This is a genomic window from Aquitalea sp. LB_tupeE (assembly GCF_013391415.1).
Lineage (GTDB): Bacteria > Pseudomonadota > Gammaproteobacteria > Burkholderiales > Chromobacteriaceae > Aquitalea.
This window is the reverse complement of sequence record NZ_JACAXB010000008.1, coordinates 44,806-60,534: the sequence shown is the minus strand read 5'-3', so window position 1 is coordinate 60,534 and position 15,729 is coordinate 44,806. Positions and strand designations below refer to the sequence as shown.

At 57.9% G+C, this 15,729-nt stretch carries 12 protein-coding genes, 3 tRNA genes and 1 pseudogene; 5 read left to right on the top strand and 11 right to left on the bottom strand.

From position 1 onward, the window contains the following. Positions 1 to 90: 90 nt before the first annotated feature. A complete protein-coding gene (locus HWX34_RS02380; protein WP_178970818.1) occupies positions 91 to 1,092 on the bottom strand; it encodes a recombination-associated protein RdgC in 1,002 nt (333 codons plus the stop codon). A 92-nt stretch (positions 1,093 to 1,184) separates the two neighbouring features. Here HWX34_RS02380 and HWX34_RS02375 point away from each other — a divergent pair. From HWX34_RS02375 to HWX34_RS02360, 4 genes are all read left to right on the top strand, one after another. Next, positions 1,185 to 1,261 (top strand) — tRNA-Pro (locus tag HWX34_RS02375). A gap of 80 nt (positions 1,262 to 1,341) precedes the next feature. Further along, a tRNA-Pro gene (locus HWX34_RS02370) sits at positions 1,342 to 1,418 on the top strand. A 60-nt stretch (positions 1,419 to 1,478) separates the two neighbouring features. Further along, a tRNA-Thr gene (locus HWX34_RS02365) sits at positions 1,479 to 1,554 on the top strand. A 146-nt stretch (positions 1,555 to 1,700) separates the two neighbouring features. Then, positions 1,701 to 1,841, top strand: coding sequence for a transposase (locus tag HWX34_RS02360; RefSeq protein WP_370459659.1), 141 nt, complete (start codon positions 1,701 to 1,703; stop codon positions 1,839 to 1,841). A 61-nt stretch (positions 1,842 to 1,902) separates the two neighbouring features. On the opposite strand, the pseudogene HWX34_RS02355 reads toward HWX34_RS02360, so the two are convergent. From HWX34_RS02355 to HWX34_RS02325, 7 genes and pseudogenes are all read right to left on the bottom strand, one after another. Beyond that, positions 1,903 to 2,773, bottom strand: a pseudogene (locus HWX34_RS02355) (IS5 family transposase). 38 nt (positions 2,774 to 2,811) lie between these two features. Continuing rightward, positions 2,812 to 3,087 (bottom strand): transposase, encoded by a 276-nt coding sequence (locus tag HWX34_RS02350; protein WP_370459657.1) that lies wholly within the window; start codon positions 3,085 to 3,087, stop codon positions 2,812 to 2,814. Between the two features lie 61 nt (positions 3,088 to 3,148). After that, positions 3,149 to 3,373, bottom strand: a complete 225-nt coding sequence (locus tag HWX34_RS02345; RefSeq protein ID WP_178970817.1) for a hypothetical protein — start codon at positions 3,371 to 3,373, stop codon at positions 3,149 to 3,151. A 265-nt stretch (positions 3,374 to 3,638) separates the two neighbouring features. Next, positions 3,639 to 6,704, bottom strand: a complete 3,066-nt coding sequence (locus HWX34_RS02340) for an efflux RND transporter permease subunit (RefSeq protein ID WP_178970816.1) — start codon at positions 6,702 to 6,704, stop codon at positions 3,639 to 3,641. 9 nt (positions 6,705 to 6,713) lie between these two features. Continuing rightward, positions 6,714 to 7,841: an efflux RND transporter periplasmic adaptor subunit gene (locus HWX34_RS02335; protein WP_178970815.1), complete on the bottom strand. Its 1,128-nt coding sequence runs from the start codon at positions 7,839 to 7,841 to the stop codon at positions 6,714 to 6,716. 50 nt (positions 7,842 to 7,891) lie between these two features. Continuing rightward, positions 7,892 to 9,436, bottom strand: a complete 1,545-nt coding sequence (locus HWX34_RS02330) for an efflux transporter outer membrane subunit (protein WP_178970814.1) — start codon at positions 9,434 to 9,436, stop codon at positions 7,892 to 7,894. A gap of 77 nt (positions 9,437 to 9,513) precedes the next feature. Continuing rightward, positions 9,514 to 10,134 (bottom strand): TetR/AcrR family transcriptional regulator, encoded by a 621-nt coding sequence (locus tag HWX34_RS02325; protein ID WP_178970813.1) that lies wholly within the window; start codon positions 10,132 to 10,134, stop codon positions 9,514 to 9,516. Positions 10,135 to 10,665: 531 nt separating this feature from the next. Between HWX34_RS02325 and HWX34_RS02320 the strand changes: the two genes are divergently transcribed. Beyond that, the gene (locus tag HWX34_RS02320; protein WP_218645030.1) at positions 10,666 to 12,135 is read left to right on the top strand and encodes an acetyl-CoA hydrolase/transferase family protein; all 1,470 of its coding nucleotides are present in this window, start codon (positions 10,666 to 10,668) and stop codon (positions 12,133 to 12,135) included. A 16-nt stretch (positions 12,136 to 12,151) separates the two neighbouring features. On the opposite strand, the gene HWX34_RS02315 is transcribed toward HWX34_RS02320, so the two are convergent. From HWX34_RS02315 to iolG, 3 genes are all read right to left on the bottom strand, one after another. Continuing rightward, the gene (locus HWX34_RS02315; RefSeq protein WP_178970811.1) at positions 12,152 to 13,369 is read right to left on the bottom strand and encodes a GGDEF domain-containing protein; all 1,218 of its coding nucleotides are present in this window, start codon (positions 13,367 to 13,369) and stop codon (positions 12,152 to 12,154) included. Between the two features lie 133 nt (positions 13,370 to 13,502). Next, positions 13,503 to 14,531: a Gfo/Idh/MocA family oxidoreductase gene (locus tag HWX34_RS02310; RefSeq protein WP_178970810.1), complete on the bottom strand. Its 1,029-nt coding sequence runs from the start codon at positions 14,529 to 14,531 to the stop codon at positions 13,503 to 13,505. 59 nt (positions 14,532 to 14,590) lie between these two features. Then, positions 14,591 to 15,577, bottom strand: coding sequence for an inositol 2-dehydrogenase (gene iolG, locus HWX34_RS02305; protein WP_178970809.1), 987 nt, complete (start codon positions 15,575 to 15,577; stop codon positions 14,591 to 14,593). Positions 15,578 to 15,729: the final 152 nt, after the last annotated feature.

The window sequence follows — 15,729 nt, the reverse complement described above, 5'->3', positions numbered from 1 at the left end:
TTGTTAAATTGATTGTTGTTAATTGATTGTTAGTTTTGTGCTATCAAAAAAAAAGAGCCCGAAGGCTCTTCATTGTTTCCCTGAGGGACGTTAGTCCCAGGGGAGGTCTGATGGGCTTGTTGCAGGTTTTTCGCTGACGGGTTCTTGGCGGCCAGCCGCGGGGGTGGTTTCTGCGCTGCTCATGTTCGCTTGGCTATCTTCCAGCCCGCCCAAGGCCTCAATCAAGGCCTCAACCAGCTCGCCCAACTCTTCGCTCATCAAGGTAAAGGTAGCTTCAAACAGGCTTTCCCTGTCGTCACCTGCCTGACTGGCTTCTTCCTGCAGAACATCCAGGAACTGGATTCGCTTCAATTGCAATGTATCTGTCAGCATGAAGCGTACTTTTTCCTGCCAGATCAGGCCGATGCGCGTGACTTGTTTGCCGGTGGCGATATGCTGCCGGATTTCATCGGACGTCAGATCCATCCTGGTGCAGCGAATAACGGCGCCATTTTCGCTGCCATCTTTCAGCTCGCAATCTGCATCCAGCTCAAAACCATACGGTGCTTCACCTGCAGCCAGCCAATCGGTCATGGCCGTGTGTGGTGCCAGTTTGGTTCGGGGCTGTGCTGCCGGGAAGGGAGGCAGGGCCTCGCGCAGTTTGGAAACCAGAGTTTCTGCCTTGCTGGCGGTGCCTGAGTCCACCATCAACCAGCCGCGGCGGCAATCCAGATAAGCGGTAGTGCGGTGTGTGCGCACAAATGCCCGTGGCAGCAGATCATCGGTGACTTGTTCTTTGAGCGCCAGTTTTTCCTTGCGGCCAACCTTGCGTAGTTCCTTGTCTTCAATTTCCTGGACTTTCAGCTCGACAAAGTCGCGAATGACGCCAGCAGGCAGTACTTTGTCTTCGCGCTTCAGTGACAGTAACTGGCAGTCTCTTGCCTGGTAGACCGGGCTGTCCAGATGCGAGGCCGCTGCGACCCAGCCTTCGCTGAACCAGTCCAGACCACCGCAATGCTGGAACGGGGTCTTTTCCAGTGCCTGTACCAGCTTGCCGGTTTCGTGCAGGGATTCCTGATTCAATCTATAAAAAGATAGTTGCTTAAACCACATAAATGTTCCATAATGCGCGTCCTCTGAATGCCGCTGATTGTAACCCGGAAACAGGTCAAAAAGCAGACATTCGAGGATCAGAAAAATGGAAGCGGAGTGTAGCTTAGCCTGGTAGAGCGCTACGTTCGGGACGTAGAGGCCGGAGGTTCGAATCCTCTCACTCCGACCAGATTTCTGAAAAAAATGTTGCAAAAAAACTGAAAAACAGTTAAATTGCTTATCTCGCAAAAATAAATGCGGGACACATATCGGAGTGTAGCTTAGCCTGGTAGAGCGCTACGTTCGGGACGTAGAGGCCGGAGGTTCGAATCCTCTCACTCCGACCAGATTAAAAAAAGCCTTGAATTTCTTCACAGAGACTCAAGGCTTTTTTACCAAGTTGGTAAGCCGGTATAGCTCAGTTGGTAGAGCAGCGCATTCGTAATGCGAAGGTCGGGGGTTCGACTCCTCTTACCGGCACCATGTAAATCAAAGGGTTACAGTGATTTTTCCTGTAACCCTTTTTTCTTTTTCTGGCTGTGTAACCACCATGTAAGCAAATTTGGGCAATGTGGATCACCGGGTTCCCTATTTCTGGTGGGCATCTGGCTGCTTTGGCCTAGGCATGGCTGGAGGAAGAAGAGAACAAGAAGGCAATTGAGTTGTTCTTCCTGCCTAGCTACTCGCCGGAACTGAACCCGGACGATTACTTGAATGGCAATTTGAAGGACCGAATGAGTTCTGGCGAGGCGGTGCGATCGGAGGGTTAACTCCAAGGGGCTTTGTTGCGTAAATCAATGAATGGCCGAACTACTCCATCCCCAGTCGGATTTATCCCATGCGGACCGTTTGCGGCGTGCCCAGTGCTGTGACGCGATTTAGAATCGCTGCACAGATTTGAAGCTCCGCCACCTGGCGGTCATAGTCCCGCGATTTGACGCGGTCTGCCAGCAATTTGAAATAGTGCGTTTTCGTTTCGACTACGCTGCTGCGATGGTAGCCGCTCCACTTTTTCCAGAGTGTGCACCCCAGATATTTCACCGAGCGTAGCGACAGATTGCGAGCCTGATTGCCCAGTGAATTCCCTTTCCAGAATTGACCGTTTCGACGTGGCGGAATGATGGCCGCAGCTCCGCGCTCTGCAATCGCGGCATGACATAGACGGGTGTCGTACGCCCCATTCCTGGTCACGGTCATCAGTCCCTCTGTCGCCGGAATTCGCTCTGCTGCTCTGGCGGCAGCGTGGCATCAGCGGTGCGATTGTCGGTTACTTCCACTGCCCGGATTTCCAACGTTAGCGCATCAATTCCCGGATGCAGTTTGCTCCATTGGCGGCGGTAGTCAGCACCATGCTTTTTCACCTTCCACTCGCCCCCACCTATCATCTTGATGCTGGTACTGTCCACCAAGAGATACAGGCAAGCCTGCTTCTTCTGCAACAGAATGCTCACTTGTAGGTCCTTTTGTCGGCGGGAGAGCATCCAGCCAGGCGCAACATACTTTCGACCATACCTGTGGTTTGCCGTAGCGCCAGGCCAAACAGGCATTTGATGGTGAGACGGAACTGGATGGCAGCATCGGAGAAAGTGGGCTGCCGTCCCCGTTTGTCGGTAGCCGGTGCCAACCAGTGCATGCCTTTGTCGAGGCAGAGAAGGAGCTGCCCTCGTTGCTTGAGGGACTGATTACAGGACTGCCAGTTGATGGTTTGGTACTTGGGAGGGAGGGGGCTTGCTCATGCGGTCATCCTACCGGACGGATGCAAGCCCTGATTTGTGTAACAAAGCCCGCTGGATGAAACTGAAGGACTGCCGCAAAGGCAGTCCAAACAGGTTCTTGATAGTCAGATTGAATAGCCGCATCGCTATAGGTCTGCGTCCGTCCGCGCTTGCCTCGTGGAGTCGCCTGCCATGACATGATCGTGTTCAGCCAGACGGACAGAGAGCCGCGTTGGATCAGGACTTGGTTGTAGGCGTTCCAGTTGGTCGTTCGATAGCGTTTTGGAGCGGGCTTGGTCATGCCACTATCTTACCAAGCCGCTGGACGGGCGGATTTGTGCAACAACGCCGGTGCACCCGATTTAGCCGATATCCAGTCGGCGAATGACTGTTTCCAGAATCTGTGTTTTGTCAGCCCATTGTGGGTGTAGCAGTTTTTCTGCGCGCTCGATGGCCTGGCATGCCGGGCAGTCGACCTGGCGATCTTCGGAGCCGTTTTCCGGGCAGTTGGCACGACGGATGTGCGGGGTTTCGCCGGTGGCAACGCGTAGCAGGCCTTCCATGGCTGCCTTGATTGCTTTGTCCATTTGGTTATCTCCTGTTGGGGGATGTTTTGCAATGATGGAATGACAGCAAGCAGAAGCTGATGCCTGGTGAGGCATCGTTGGTCGAGGCGCAAGGTATGCGCTGGACACCATGTGCAGCATGGCCGGTTCTGTTGCTGTTGATGTCTGGATAATAGTGCATGGTTTCGGACATTCATTTTGCCTAGGTCAATAAAGCATCACTTTGCGTGCTGCCGGCATGAAAAAAGCCCGCACATGCGGGCTTTTTGGTGACATCAATGTGGTATCAGGTGATATCCGCTGTTGATGTGGTGGTGTGATCCTGTGCTTCCTTATTGTGATGCTCCGAGGCCAGTGCCATATACATGGCAGGCACCACGAATAAGGTGAACAAGGTGCCGATGGACAGACCGGTGAAAATAACCAGACCCATGGCGTGGCGACCGGCGGCACCGGCACCCGAGGCAATTACCAGCGGGATGACGCCAAATACCATGGCTGCGGTGGTCATCAGGATGGGGCGCAGCCGGATTTCCGCCGCGCCGACAATGGCGTCCAGTTTGCTGGCACCCTTGCTGCGCAGGTCGTTGGCGACCTCCACAATCAGGATGCCGTGCTTGCTGATCAGGCCCATCAGTGTCACCAAGCCCACCTCGGTGTAGATGTTGATGGAGGAGAAGCCCAGGAAGATGAAGATCATCGCGCCAAACAGTGCCAGCGGTACCGAGACCAGGATCACCACGGGGTCGCGGAAGCTTTCAAACAGCGCGGCCAGGGTCAGGAACACGATGATTACCGCAAACAGCATGGTGAGGGCAAAACCACCGGATTCCTGACTGAACTGCCGTGAAGGACCGGCGTAATCCACGGTATAACCGCTGGGCGCTATTTCCTTCAGTGTGTCTTCCAGGTATTTGAGCACTTCGCCTTGTGCCTGACCGGATACACCGGACAGGGTGGCCGAGTTTTGTTGCTGGAATCGGGTGATGGATTCCGGCACTACTTCGGTTTTCAGTTTGGCGATGGTGGACAGGGCAATCACACCGGAATTCGGCGTGCGTACCTGGTAGTCCAGCAGCTGTGCGGGGTTGAGTCTGTCCTTTTGCAGCAATTGCGGGATGACCTTGTAGGAGCGGCCGTCAATGGAGAAGTAGTTGACATAGCCGCCGCCCATGGCCGCGCTCATGGCATTGGCGACATCTTGCTGAGTCATGCCCATGGCGGTGGCTTTGTCCCGGTCGATCACCACGGTGCTTTGCGGTGCGTCGATTTTCAGGTCCACGTCGGCAAAGTAGAACTTGCCGGAACTTTGCGCCTTGTTCAGCAGCTGCTGGGCCACTTCATTCAGGTTTTCAAACGGCTCGGTAGTCTTGATGACAAACTGGACCGGCAAGCCGGATGAGCCAGGCAGCGGAGGGAACTGGAAGGCTGCTACCCGTGCACCGGCAATCTTGTTCCAGCGGTCTTGCAGATCCTGCTGGATTTGCTTGGCGCTGCGCGTGCGGTCTTCCCACGGTTTGAGCAGAATGCCGCCAATACCGGCGTTGACAGTCGGCGTGCCGGTGATCTGGAACATCTGCTCGTATTCCGGGGTGGCCTTGCTGATGGCAAACATTTGCTGGGCATAAGTCTGCATCTGGTCAGCCGTCGCCGTGGGTGAGCCGACAATCTGGCCCAACACGATGCCCTGGTCTTCTTCCGGTGCCAGTTCGGACTGCGACATCTTGGTCATCACGCCCAGCAGCGCCAGCATGATGACTGCCATGACTACCAGTACCTGCCAGGTTTCCAGCAGGCTGTGCAGCAGGCGGCGGTAGCCGTTTTGCACCCTCTCGAAGGTGTGATCAATGGCTTTGACCAGGCGGCCTTCATCCTGCTCGGGGCGGAAGAAGCGCGAGCACATCATGGGAGACAGGGTGAGGGCTACCACGCCGGACACCGTCACGGCGGATGCCAGGGTAAAGGCAAATTCGGTAAACAGCGCACCGGTCAGGCCACCCTGGAAACCAATAGGCACATACACGGCCACCAGTACCACGGTCATGGCCAGAATGGGGCTGCCCAGCTCGCGTGCCGCGATGATGGACGCTTCAAACGGTGACTTGCCTTCCTTCATGTGCCGGTCGACGTTTTCCACCACGATGATGGCGTCGTCCACCACCAGGCCAATGGCCAGTACCAATGCCAGCAAGGTCAGCAGGTTGATGGAGTAGCCCAGGATCAGCATCATGAAAAAAGTGCCGATCAGCGACAGCGGCATGGCAATCACCGGCACCAGTACGGCACGGAAGCTGCCGAGGAACAGGAAGATGACCACGGTCACGATGACCAGAGCTTCGAGCAGGGTCTTCACCACTTCATGAATCGAGGTGTTGATGAAGTCGGTGGAGTCATACACGATCTGCCCGGTGAGGCCGGAGGGCAGTTGCTTCTGGATGGCTGGGAAAGCTTCACGTACGGTCTTGGCAACGTCCAGGATGTTGGCTTCCGGTGCTACCTTGATGCCGATGAACACTGAGCGTTCGCCACTGAAAGCCACGTTGAAATCGTAGTTTTCCGAACCCAGGGTGACAGTGGCAATGTCTTCCAGCCGCACGATGGCATCGCCACTTTGCTTGATTGCCAGCTTCTTGAACTCTTCCACGCTGTGCAGGTCCGTCGCCGCGGTCAACGGAATGCTGACCATCTGCCCCTTGCTCTTGCCCACGGCAGCCAGCACGTTGTTACTGGCCAGCGCATTGCTTACGTCGGTGGCAGTCACGCCGTGGGCGGCCATCTTGTTGGCGTCCAGCCAGGCGCGTAAGGCGAACTGGCGCGCACCCAGCAATTCGGCAGTCTGCACGCCGGGAATGGCATCCAGCTTGGGCTTGACCACTCGGTTCAGGAAGTCTGTTACCGAGTTGTTGGCCAGTGTCTTGCTGTAAAAGCCAAGATACATGGCGTCCGTGGTCTGGCCGGTCTGTACCGTGAGCACCGGCTGCTGTGCCTGGGAGGGCAGCTGGTTTTTCACCGAATTGACCTGGGTGTTGATTTCGGTCAGCGCCCGGTTGGCATCGTAGTTCAGCCGCAGGTTGGCGGTAATGGTGGACACACCGCTATTGCTGGTGGAGGACATGTAGTCAATGCCCTGCGCCTGGGCGATGGCACCTTCCAGCGGCTGAGTGATGAAGCCGGCAATGGTTTTGGCATCCGCACCGTAATAGGTGGTGGAGATGGTGACCACGGCATTCTGGGTTTGCGGGTACTGGTTGACCGGCAGGCCAAACAGCGAGCGCAAGCCCAGCACCACCAGCAGCAAGCTGATGGTGGTGGCCAGCACCGGTCTCCGGATGAAGATATCGGTAAAGTTCATGGCGGGCCCTTACTGTTCCTGCGGAGTCGGATTGGGGTTGCTGGCCGGCTGTACGCTGTTGTTGATGGCCACGGCAATGCCATTTTTCAGCTTGACCTGACCCGAAGTCACAACTTGGTCACCTTCCTTCACGCCACTGAGAATGGCCACCTGGTCGCCACGGGTCGGCCCGGTTTGCACGAATACCTGCTTGGCCACCAGATTGCCACCTGCAGCTGAAGCATCCTTGCCGGCCGGCACCACCACGAATACGGTGGAGCCGTAGGCGTTATAGGTAATTGCTGTCTGCGGCAGGGTGAGGTAAGGCATTTGCTTGCCGGTGTCCAGGCTGGCATTGGCAAACATGCCTGGCAGCAGTTTGCGGCCCGGATTGGCAATCAAGGCTTGTACCTGCACGTTGCGGGTATTGGGGTCGACCTTGGGGTTGATGGCATTCACGCTGCCAACAAACTGTTTGTCCGCGGTGCCATCGGTTTGCACCACCACTTTCTGTCCGGTATGAATGGCAGCAAGCTGGCTTTGGGGCAGGTTGAAGTCGATATGGATCGGGTCGATCTGTTGCAGGGTGACAATCTTGTCGCCGGCATTCAGGTATTGGCCCGGATTGACGCTGGTGATGCCCACTCGTCCGGCAAACGGAGCGCGAATGGTTTTCTTGGCCACCACGGCAGCTTGTTGTGCCACTTGCGCTTTTTTGCTTTTCAGGTCAGCCGCGTCATTGTCCACTTGCGATTGGGCCACCCCTTGTACGGCCAGTTGCGCCTGGTCCCGTTTCAGGGTGATGGCCGCCAGTTCAGCAGCGGCTTCCAGCGCATGCAACTGGGCAATGTCGGCATCTGCGTTCAGTTGTACCAGTACGTCGCCAGCCTTGACGTCCTGACCGGACTGGAAAAGAACGCTGCGTACCTGGCCGGCCACTTCGCTGCTGATGTCCACACCATGTTGGGCGCTGAGGGTGCCGATGGACTTGAGTTGCGGTTGCCATTGGCTGGTGTGCGCGGTGATGGTGCTGACAACCTGTGGTGTCGGTTTGGGAGCAGCCGCCATCAGGCTGCGGATATGCATGAAGAAGCCCAGCCCCAGCACCACTACCAGCAGCACTATGCCTCCCAGCATGATGAACATTCGCTTGGTCATATTGCTTTCCTTTTTATCTCTCTAGATTGCGTGTTGTTTGTGTGCCGGGTTCAGGGACGAGCCTGAGCGGACTGCTCTGCATTGGCATCGTTGCCGTTGCGGTTCCACCAGCCTCCTCCGAGTGCCAGGAATAGCGCAGCGGAATCGGCATGACGGCTGGCACTGGCGCTGATCAGGCTGATGCGCGCCTGTTGCCAGCTGCGCTGGGCGTCCAGCAGCGCCAATTGGCTGACGGCACCCAGCCGGAAGCGTTTTTCCGTCAGCTGCAAGGTTTCGCGTGCCCGGGCTTCTGCTTCGGTTTGGGCTTGCAGAGTGCTCGCATCGGCGCTGACCGCACGCAGGCTGTCGGCTACGTTCTGGAAGCCTTTGAGTACGGTATCGCGGTACTGGGCCTGGGCTTGTTCGAATGCTGCCTCTGCCGCACGCTTTTTGGCGCGCAAGGAACCACCGTCAAACAGGGACTGGGTAACACCGGCACCGATGCTCCACAGGCTCAGTCCGGTGGTGGCCGGGCCAATAAACAAGCGCTCGCGGGTAAAGCTGCCGGTCAGGTTGATTTGCGGATACTGATTGGCAGTGGCTACGCCAACCGCAGCACCTGCCTGTTGCAGCAAGGCCTCGCTGGCGCGGATATCCGGGCGCTGGCGTACCAGTTCGGACGGCAGGGAAACAGGCAATTCGGCTGGCAGTTGCAGACTGTCCAGGGTGAATTCCGGCAGGCCCTGTTCTGACGGGAACTTGCCGATATAAACCGCCAGCTGATGGCGGGTGAGGTCCAGTGCTTTTTCCAGCGGCGAGAGCTGCGCACGGGTTTGTGCCACCAGGGTGGCTTGCGACAGCACGCTGCTGCGGGCCACGCCGCCCAGTGCGGCCTGTTTTTCCACAATGCGCAGTTGTTGTTCGCTGGCAGCGAGCATGTCTTGCGTCGCTTGCAACTGGGCGCGTTGTGACGCTTCCTGGATGGCAGTGGTCACGACGTTGTAGATCAGGGTCTGGTAAGTGGCTTCCAGCTGGTAGCGCTGATAGTCGGTAGCTGCCATCAGTCCCAGTAATTGTTGGCGGTTGGCACCGAACAGGTCCAGGGAGTAGGACACGTTCAGCCCGGCACTCAACACGTTATAGCTGTCAGGCGTACTGCCCGATAACAGCTGGTGTTGCCGACTGGCACCTAACTGGCCACTGACCGAGGGATACTGCAGCGAACCGGAAGTGGCATTGTAGTTTTCCTCGGCCTGCTTCAACGCTGCGCGCGCAGCAGTCAGGCTGGGGTTGTTCTGCAAGGCTTCGCGCACCAGTTTGTCCAGCGCCGGAGAGCGGAACAGCTGCCACCATTCGGCGGGAAGCTGCTGTCCATAAGCCAGGTGCTGGGAAATGCCGCTGTTACCAATGCCGGTGGGGCTGGCTGCGGTTTGTTGATCTGCCAGCTTGCTGCCGTAGTTTTGCATCTGGCCATCAACCATCTGCGGTGCCCGCGTGGGCGGAGTCAGCGTGCAGCCGGTCAGGCCAAGACCCAGCAGCAGGGGCAGCAAAGCGCGTTGCGCAATCAGTGTCCGGCCATGTGCTTGTCGGCCGGGAGAGGGGGTGGGATGCATCATGATGCTCCTGTTACATTTCATGCCAGGTCCCCAGGAAAGGGTGTGGGCATTGTCCTGCCTTGTGGGCGAGTTGATTCCTAAGGTTTTTCTGATCTTTGTGTCGGATGCGACGCAAGAATCAGCCGGTCGAATGCCAGCAAAAACCGGTGCCGGGCTTCGGCGTGATCTTCCGGAGTGCTGCTGTTCAGATTGCGTAGTGCGATGCCGGCAATCGTGCTGTGGAACAGCGCCAGTTCACTGGTACTGCAGCTGATGCCGTATTGCTGGAATGCTTCTTTCTTGTTGTCCAACATGCGGCGGTCAAAATCGCTGATCCACTGTTTGAGCCGCGGGTCGGTTTCTGCTGCCACGGTAACCGCCACCATCAGGCGGGCAATGCGGGTGTCACATACGTTGTTGCACATCCGCAGCCGGAAATCTTCCAGGCTGCCCAAGGCCGCAGGTTCGCTGCAGTCCTGAGCATTGATCACTAATTGACAGCCGTGTTCCACCACTACGGTTAACAAATCGTTGCGCGTGGGAAAGTAATAAGTCAGATGGCTTTGCCGCAGGCCGGCCTGGCGTGCCACCTTGCTTTGGCTAAACCCCATGATTCCGTCATGAAGAAGGACTTCCAAGGCGGCTTCAATCAGCAGGGTGCGCCGGTCCTTGTCCGTCTCTGGCGGATTGGTCTGTCTGGATGCTGGGGGTGATGACATGGCATTTGGTTGAATTACCAAAACCCATAGAAGCTAACAATGTTTAATCCCCAAATCCAGTCCTTGCGGTCGAATTTTTTGCGCGGGCAGTCAAATATAGCTATTTGATGCAAATTTGATACAGAACAAACAGGGGATGTGAGTGGTGCGATGCCGGTTTTTTCCGGCTTGGCACGATGGCAGTGTGGGGATGTATGTTTATGACAAATAAATTAAAATTTATAAAAATAAATGTAAATGTCATTTTTGTCAGGCAAAAAATCAAGGGCTACCCTATATCAGCTTTGGTCAAACAAGTTTTGATTCAGGTCATGTTTTGCCTGATTAGTTCTCCGCAATCCGGTTGAAGCTGCTTAAGTAGCAGGCTTGGCTAGCTGACGTGAACGTAAGACAAAGTTGGCAGCCAACAATAAGCCGACACTTCAGAACGGCACGACGCTCGATAAAACACCAGGCCGCAACAGGCCGGAAATTGCAAGGGAACAACAAGTGGAACAACGTATTCACCATGCCGGTCTGGCAGGGAAAATCATGTCGGCTGAAGAGGCCGCCGCACACATCCAGCCGGGTATGACCGTGGGCATGAGCGGGTTTACTGGCTCCGGCTACCCCAAGGCAGTGCCACTGGCGCTGGCTGGCCGCATGGAGGCAGCGCAGGAACGAGGCGAGAAATTTGCCTTGCGTGTGCTCACCGGTGCGTCCACCGCACCGGAGCTGGATGGCGCACTGGCCAAGGCGGGCGGCATTGATTTTCGCCTGCCCTACCAGTCCGACCCGGAGCTGCGTGCGCGCATCAACCGTGGCGAGATCGACTACATGGACGTGCACCTGGGGCAGGTGGCGCAGTACACCTGGTTTGGCTTTCTGGGCAAGATCGACCTGGCGGTGGTGGAAGTGGCGGGCATTTTGCCTGATGGCCGGCTGATTCCGTCCACCTCCATCGGCAATAACAAGACTTGGCTGGATCTGGCCGACAAGGTGATTCTGGAAGTCAACAGCACCCAGCCCTTGGGGCTGGATGGCATGCATGACATCTACTACGGCACCGCCTTGCCGCCCAATCGCCAGCCGATTCCGCTGACCCAGGCGGGCGACCGCATCGGCGAGCCCTATTTGCGCGTAGACCCGGCCAAGGTGGTGGCGGTGGTGCAAACCCATGCACCGGATCGGCTGGGGCGTTTCACGCCGCCGGATGAAACCAGCCAGCGCATTGCCGGGCATCTGGTGGAATTCCTCCAGCATGAAATCAGGATGGGCCGTTTGCCGGAAAACCTGCTGCCGCTGCAATCCGGCGTGGGCAATATCGCCAATGCGGTGCTGGGTGGCTTGCGTGATGGCGGCTTTACCAATCTGACAGCGTTTACCGAGGTGATTCAGGACGGCATGCTGGATCTGATCCGCACCGACACCATCCGCATGGCCTCGGCTACCGCCTTGTCGCTCAGCCCGGAAGGCGTGCAGGAGTTCGCCCGCAATATCGACCACTACCGCGAGCGCATCGTGTTGCGGCCGCAGGAAATCTCCAACCATGCCGAGCTTGTGCGCCGTCTGGGCTGCATCGGCATCAATGGCATGGTGGAGGCGGACATGTACGGCAACGTCAACTCCACTCATGTGGCAGGCACCTCCATCATCAATGGCATTGGCGGGTCTGGCGACTTTGCCCGTAACGGCTTTTTGTCCTGCTTTGTTACTCCCAGCACCGCCAAAAACGGCGCGATTTCCTGCATCGTGCCCATGGTCAGCCATGTCGATCACACCGAGCACGACGTCTGCATCATCGTCACCGAACAGGGACTGGCCGACTTGCGCGGCTTGTCGCCCAAGCAGCGTGCGCGCAGTGTGATTGCCAACTGTGCGCATCCGGATTATCGCCCGCTGCTGCAGGATTACTTCGACCGCGCCTGCCACGCCAGCAAGGGCAAGCACACGCCGCATCTGCTGGGAGAGGCATTGTCCTGGCATGGGCGGCTGGTGGAGCAGGGCAGCATGCGGCCCTGATTGCAGGCTGGCCTGATCAGGCTGTGGGCGGAGCGTATTGTGCTTGTTGCGCCTGTTCCGGCAGCGCTGCCGCACACACCTGGTTACGGCCTGCTGCCTTGGCTCGGTAGAGGGCCTGGTCGGCACGTTCGATGACATGCTCCAGAGTTTCACCCCTTTGCCACACCGCATGGCCGGCAGACAGGGTCAGCTGCAACTGCTGGCCCTGGCGTAGCTGTACGGGTTTGCTGGCCATTTGGCGGCGGAGGGCTTCTGCCATCTGCGCTGCTCCACCGGCATCGGTCTGTGGCAGCAATACGCAGAATTCCTCCCCACCATAACGCGCAGCAATATCGGCAGGTCGCGACACACTGGCCATGATCCGTCCCACCTGGCTCAGCGCCATATCGCCATTGGCATGTCCGAAGCGGTCATTGACCTGCTTGAAGTGGTCCAGATCGAGCATGATGACCGCGTAGGCTGTGCCATTTTCCTGTGCGATGAGTTGCTGCGCCAGTTGCAGGAAGGCAGCCCGGGTATACAGGCCGGTAATGCCATCGCGGCGCGTTTGCTCCAGCGTTTCCCGCTGCTGGCGGTCATGCACCATGGCAAAAAAGGCAATCGAGGCCCCCACCAGCCCTACCGCACCGGTCAGTAATGCCCCGATCTGCGGCATGGCATGAGCCTGCAGGGCCACGCTGTCGGCTTGTGCAGTCAGGCTGACCAAGGCACGCAGGCCATAGGCGCTGGCAAGTGTCAGCAGCATGGCGCAGGCCAGCCATACTGCAGTGGCACGCGGACGATGGGCATGACGCAGGGTCTGGGTGGCAGCGATGGTTAATTGCGCGGCCAATGCCAGGCTGAGGGTAAATACAGCGATGTGGCGCGGCTGATTCAGGTAGTACACCAGCAGGATGCCACTCATGCCGAACAGATTGCTGCTCAGTCCCAGCCGCCATGGCGGGCGAAAGCCGTGCAAGCGGGCATGTGCCAGCAGGCTGCAGAACGATCCGAACAAGACCAGGCTGTTTGCCACCAGAAAGCTCAGAAACCAGCTGACATGGCCGCGCAGGAAAAACAGTACAAAGGCAATGCCGACACTGGCCGTGCCGCTGGCCCAGGCACCCAGCCCCAGCGACTGGCGCTGGTTGGCCAGTGCCATGCTCCAGGAAATAGTCGACAACATCAGTGCCAGGGCACCGATGGAAAAGATCAGTGTGCTTGGATCCAGCGCGAGGCCGGGGAGAATTTCCAAGATCGCTCCCGCAATCGGTGGTTAGGATAGGGAGCGAGCTTGATCGTTTATTGTGTTGCTGGCAACAAGGTTTTCACGTGTGGCGCTTGGACGGACAGGGTGAAACCACTTGCCAGCTGCACGCGGGCAGACGTTATGTCACTCGACACAGCTCCACCACCTGTTTGCTGCGCAAGGCCTGGGTGATGGCAAGGCCAATGCGGGTGGCTTCGGTGGCATCGGTGAGACTCAGCGCCAGCGGTTGGTCGTACAGCACGGCATCGACAAAATGCTGGGCTTCGCTGACAAAGGCCTCGGCAAAACGCTGGTAGAAATCCTGCACGCATTCATTGCGCACGCCGTGGACATCGCTGATGTCCACCCGGTTAGCGCGCGGATTGGCGCCCACGGTCAGCCGTCCGGCGGTGGCAAAGATTTCGGTCAGGGTTTCATGGCCATGCGCCTGGGTGCGCGAGGCATAGAAGCAGGCCAGCTTGCCATCGGCAAATTCCAGCATGGCCACGCCATTGTCCACATCGCCACAATCGGCCAGTGCCGGGTGCAAGGCATTGGTGCCGGTGGCCCAGACACGGACCGGTTTGGGCGAACCCAGCAGCCAGCGCGCCAGGTCGATATCGTGAATGCTGCAATCCATGAAAATGCCGCCGCTGCTGGGGGCAAACTTCACAAAAAAGCCGTTTTCATCGTTCAGATCGCAGGTTTGTGAGCGCAGTAGATAGGCCTGGCCCACCAGTCCCTGTTGCAGCTTGTCCGCCGCATCCTGATAGCTGGCATCAAAGCGGCGCACAAAACCCACCATGGCCTTGAGCTGCGGGCAATCCGCCGCCACGGCTTCCACCTTCTGACAATCTTCCACATTCAAGGCCAGCGGTTTTTCGCAAAACACATGCTTGCCAGCGCGCAGGCAGGCGATGATCTGCTCGGCATGCAGTGCGGTGGGGGTGACCAGAAATACCGCATGTACATCAGGCTCGGCCAGCATGGCCTCCAGTGTGTGGTGGCGGTGTACGCCGGGCAGATTTTCTGCAGCCCAGCCCAGTTCTTCATCCAGCGGTGAGCATGCAGCCACCAGCCGGGCACCACGAATGCGGTGGCGCAGATTGAGCGCATGACGACGACCAAGCCGACCCAGGCCGACAATACCGATATTAAGTTCAGACATGACATCTCCCTGCCCGCCGGCAGTTTGGGCGGCGGGCATGTGATAGAGGAAGGGAAGGCTTACAGCTGGATCAGGCGGTTTTCCTGCCAGGAGCGGGTGGCGGCATCGGCCAGTTCCAGCGCCTTGACGCCGTCTTCCACCGTGGTGCGCGGGGCAAGGCCGCGCTGCACCACATCAAAGAAGTGGGCCATTTCCAGTGCATAGGCGGCGCGGTAACGCTCCAGGAAGAAGTGTTCCGGCAGGTCGGTACTGACCTGCTGGCCGCCATAGGCAGTGACTTCGGTAGGGCGGTGATTACCGGCCTGCAACATGCCCAGGCTGCCCAGCACTTCAAAACGCTGGTCGTAGCCATAGGCGGCACGGCGGCTGGTGTTGATCTGGCACAGGCGGCCGGAACGGGTGCGGATGGTGACGGCGGTGGTGTCGGCGTCCCCTGCCTCGCCAATGGCCGGGTCGGTCAGCACGCTGGCGGTGGCCTGCACACTGACGGCTTCGTCAGCCAGAATCCAGCGGCAGATGTCGAAGTCGTGAATCAGCATGTCCTTGAAAATGCCGCCGGAGCGCTTGATGTAGTCCACCGGTGGGGCACCCGGGTCGCGGCTGGTGACTACCAGCACTTCTGGCTGGCCGATTTCACCGGCTTCGATGCGCGCTTTCACGGCGGCAAAAGTTGGGTCGTAGCGGCGCTGGAAGCCGATCAGGCAGGCTACGCCGGCTTCTTTCACCGCTGCGGCGCATTGACGGGCACGCTCCAGTGTCAGGTCCACCGGCTTTTCGCAGAAGATGGCCTTGCCGCGCGCAGCGGCACGCAGGATGAGGTCGGCATGGGTATCGGTACTGGAGGCAATCACCACTGCGCCCACTTCCGGGTCGGCCAGTGCGCTGTCGATGTCGGCCACGCTGGCATCATATTGTGCCGCCAGTTCCTGTGCAGAAGGCTGGTGGGTATCGACGACATACTTCAGGCGTGCGCCGGGCTGGGCAGCCAGGTTGGCGGCGTGGATCTTGCCGATACGGCCGGCTCCGAACAGGGCTACTGCGGTCATTGCTGTCTCCTCATGCGTGTTGTTGGCCAACCGTGCAGTTGATTGGCTTGCTTGCTGAGCAGTATATGTTAGAAAATAATTTCTGAAAAATATTTATTTGGAAATTTTATTTTCTGTGGTGTGCGATAAAAAAACCACAGCAGCCATGAGGC

Coding starts and splice junctions, on each gene's coding strand:
- HWX34_RS02330 (WP_178970814.1), bottom strand. CDS start 9,436: ATGATGCATCCCACCCCCTCTCCCGGCCGACAAGCACATGGCCGGACA.
- HWX34_RS02350 (WP_370459657.1), bottom strand. CDS start 3,087: ATGACCAAGCCCGCTCCAAAACGCTATCGAACGACCAACTGGAACGCC.
- HWX34_RS02335 (WP_178970815.1), bottom strand. CDS start 7,841: ATGACCAAGCGAATGTTCATCATGCTGGGAGGCATAGTGCTGCTGGTA.
- HWX34_RS02320 (WP_218645030.1), top strand. CDS start 10,666: ATGTCGGCTGAAGAGGCCGCCGCACACATCCAGCCGGGTATGACCGTG.
- iolG (WP_178970809.1), bottom strand. CDS start 15,577: ATGACCGCAGTAGCCCTGTTCGGAGCCGGCCGTATCGGCAAGATCCAC.
- HWX34_RS02325 (WP_178970813.1), bottom strand. CDS start 10,134: ATGTCATCACCCCCAGCATCCAGACAGACCAATCCGCCAGAGACGGAC.
- HWX34_RS02340 (WP_178970816.1), bottom strand. CDS start 6,704: ATGAACTTTACCGATATCTTCATCCGGAGACCGGTGCTGGCCACCACC.
- HWX34_RS02380 (WP_178970818.1), bottom strand. CDS start 1,092: ATGTGGTTTAAGCAACTATCTTTTTATAGATTGAATCAGGAATCCCTG.
- HWX34_RS02310 (WP_178970810.1), bottom strand. CDS start 14,531: ATGTCTGAACTTAATATCGGTATTGTCGGCCTGGGTCGGCTTGGTCGT.
- HWX34_RS02345 (WP_178970817.1), bottom strand. CDS start 3,373: ATGGACAAAGCAATCAAGGCAGCCATGGAAGGCCTGCTACGCGTTGCC.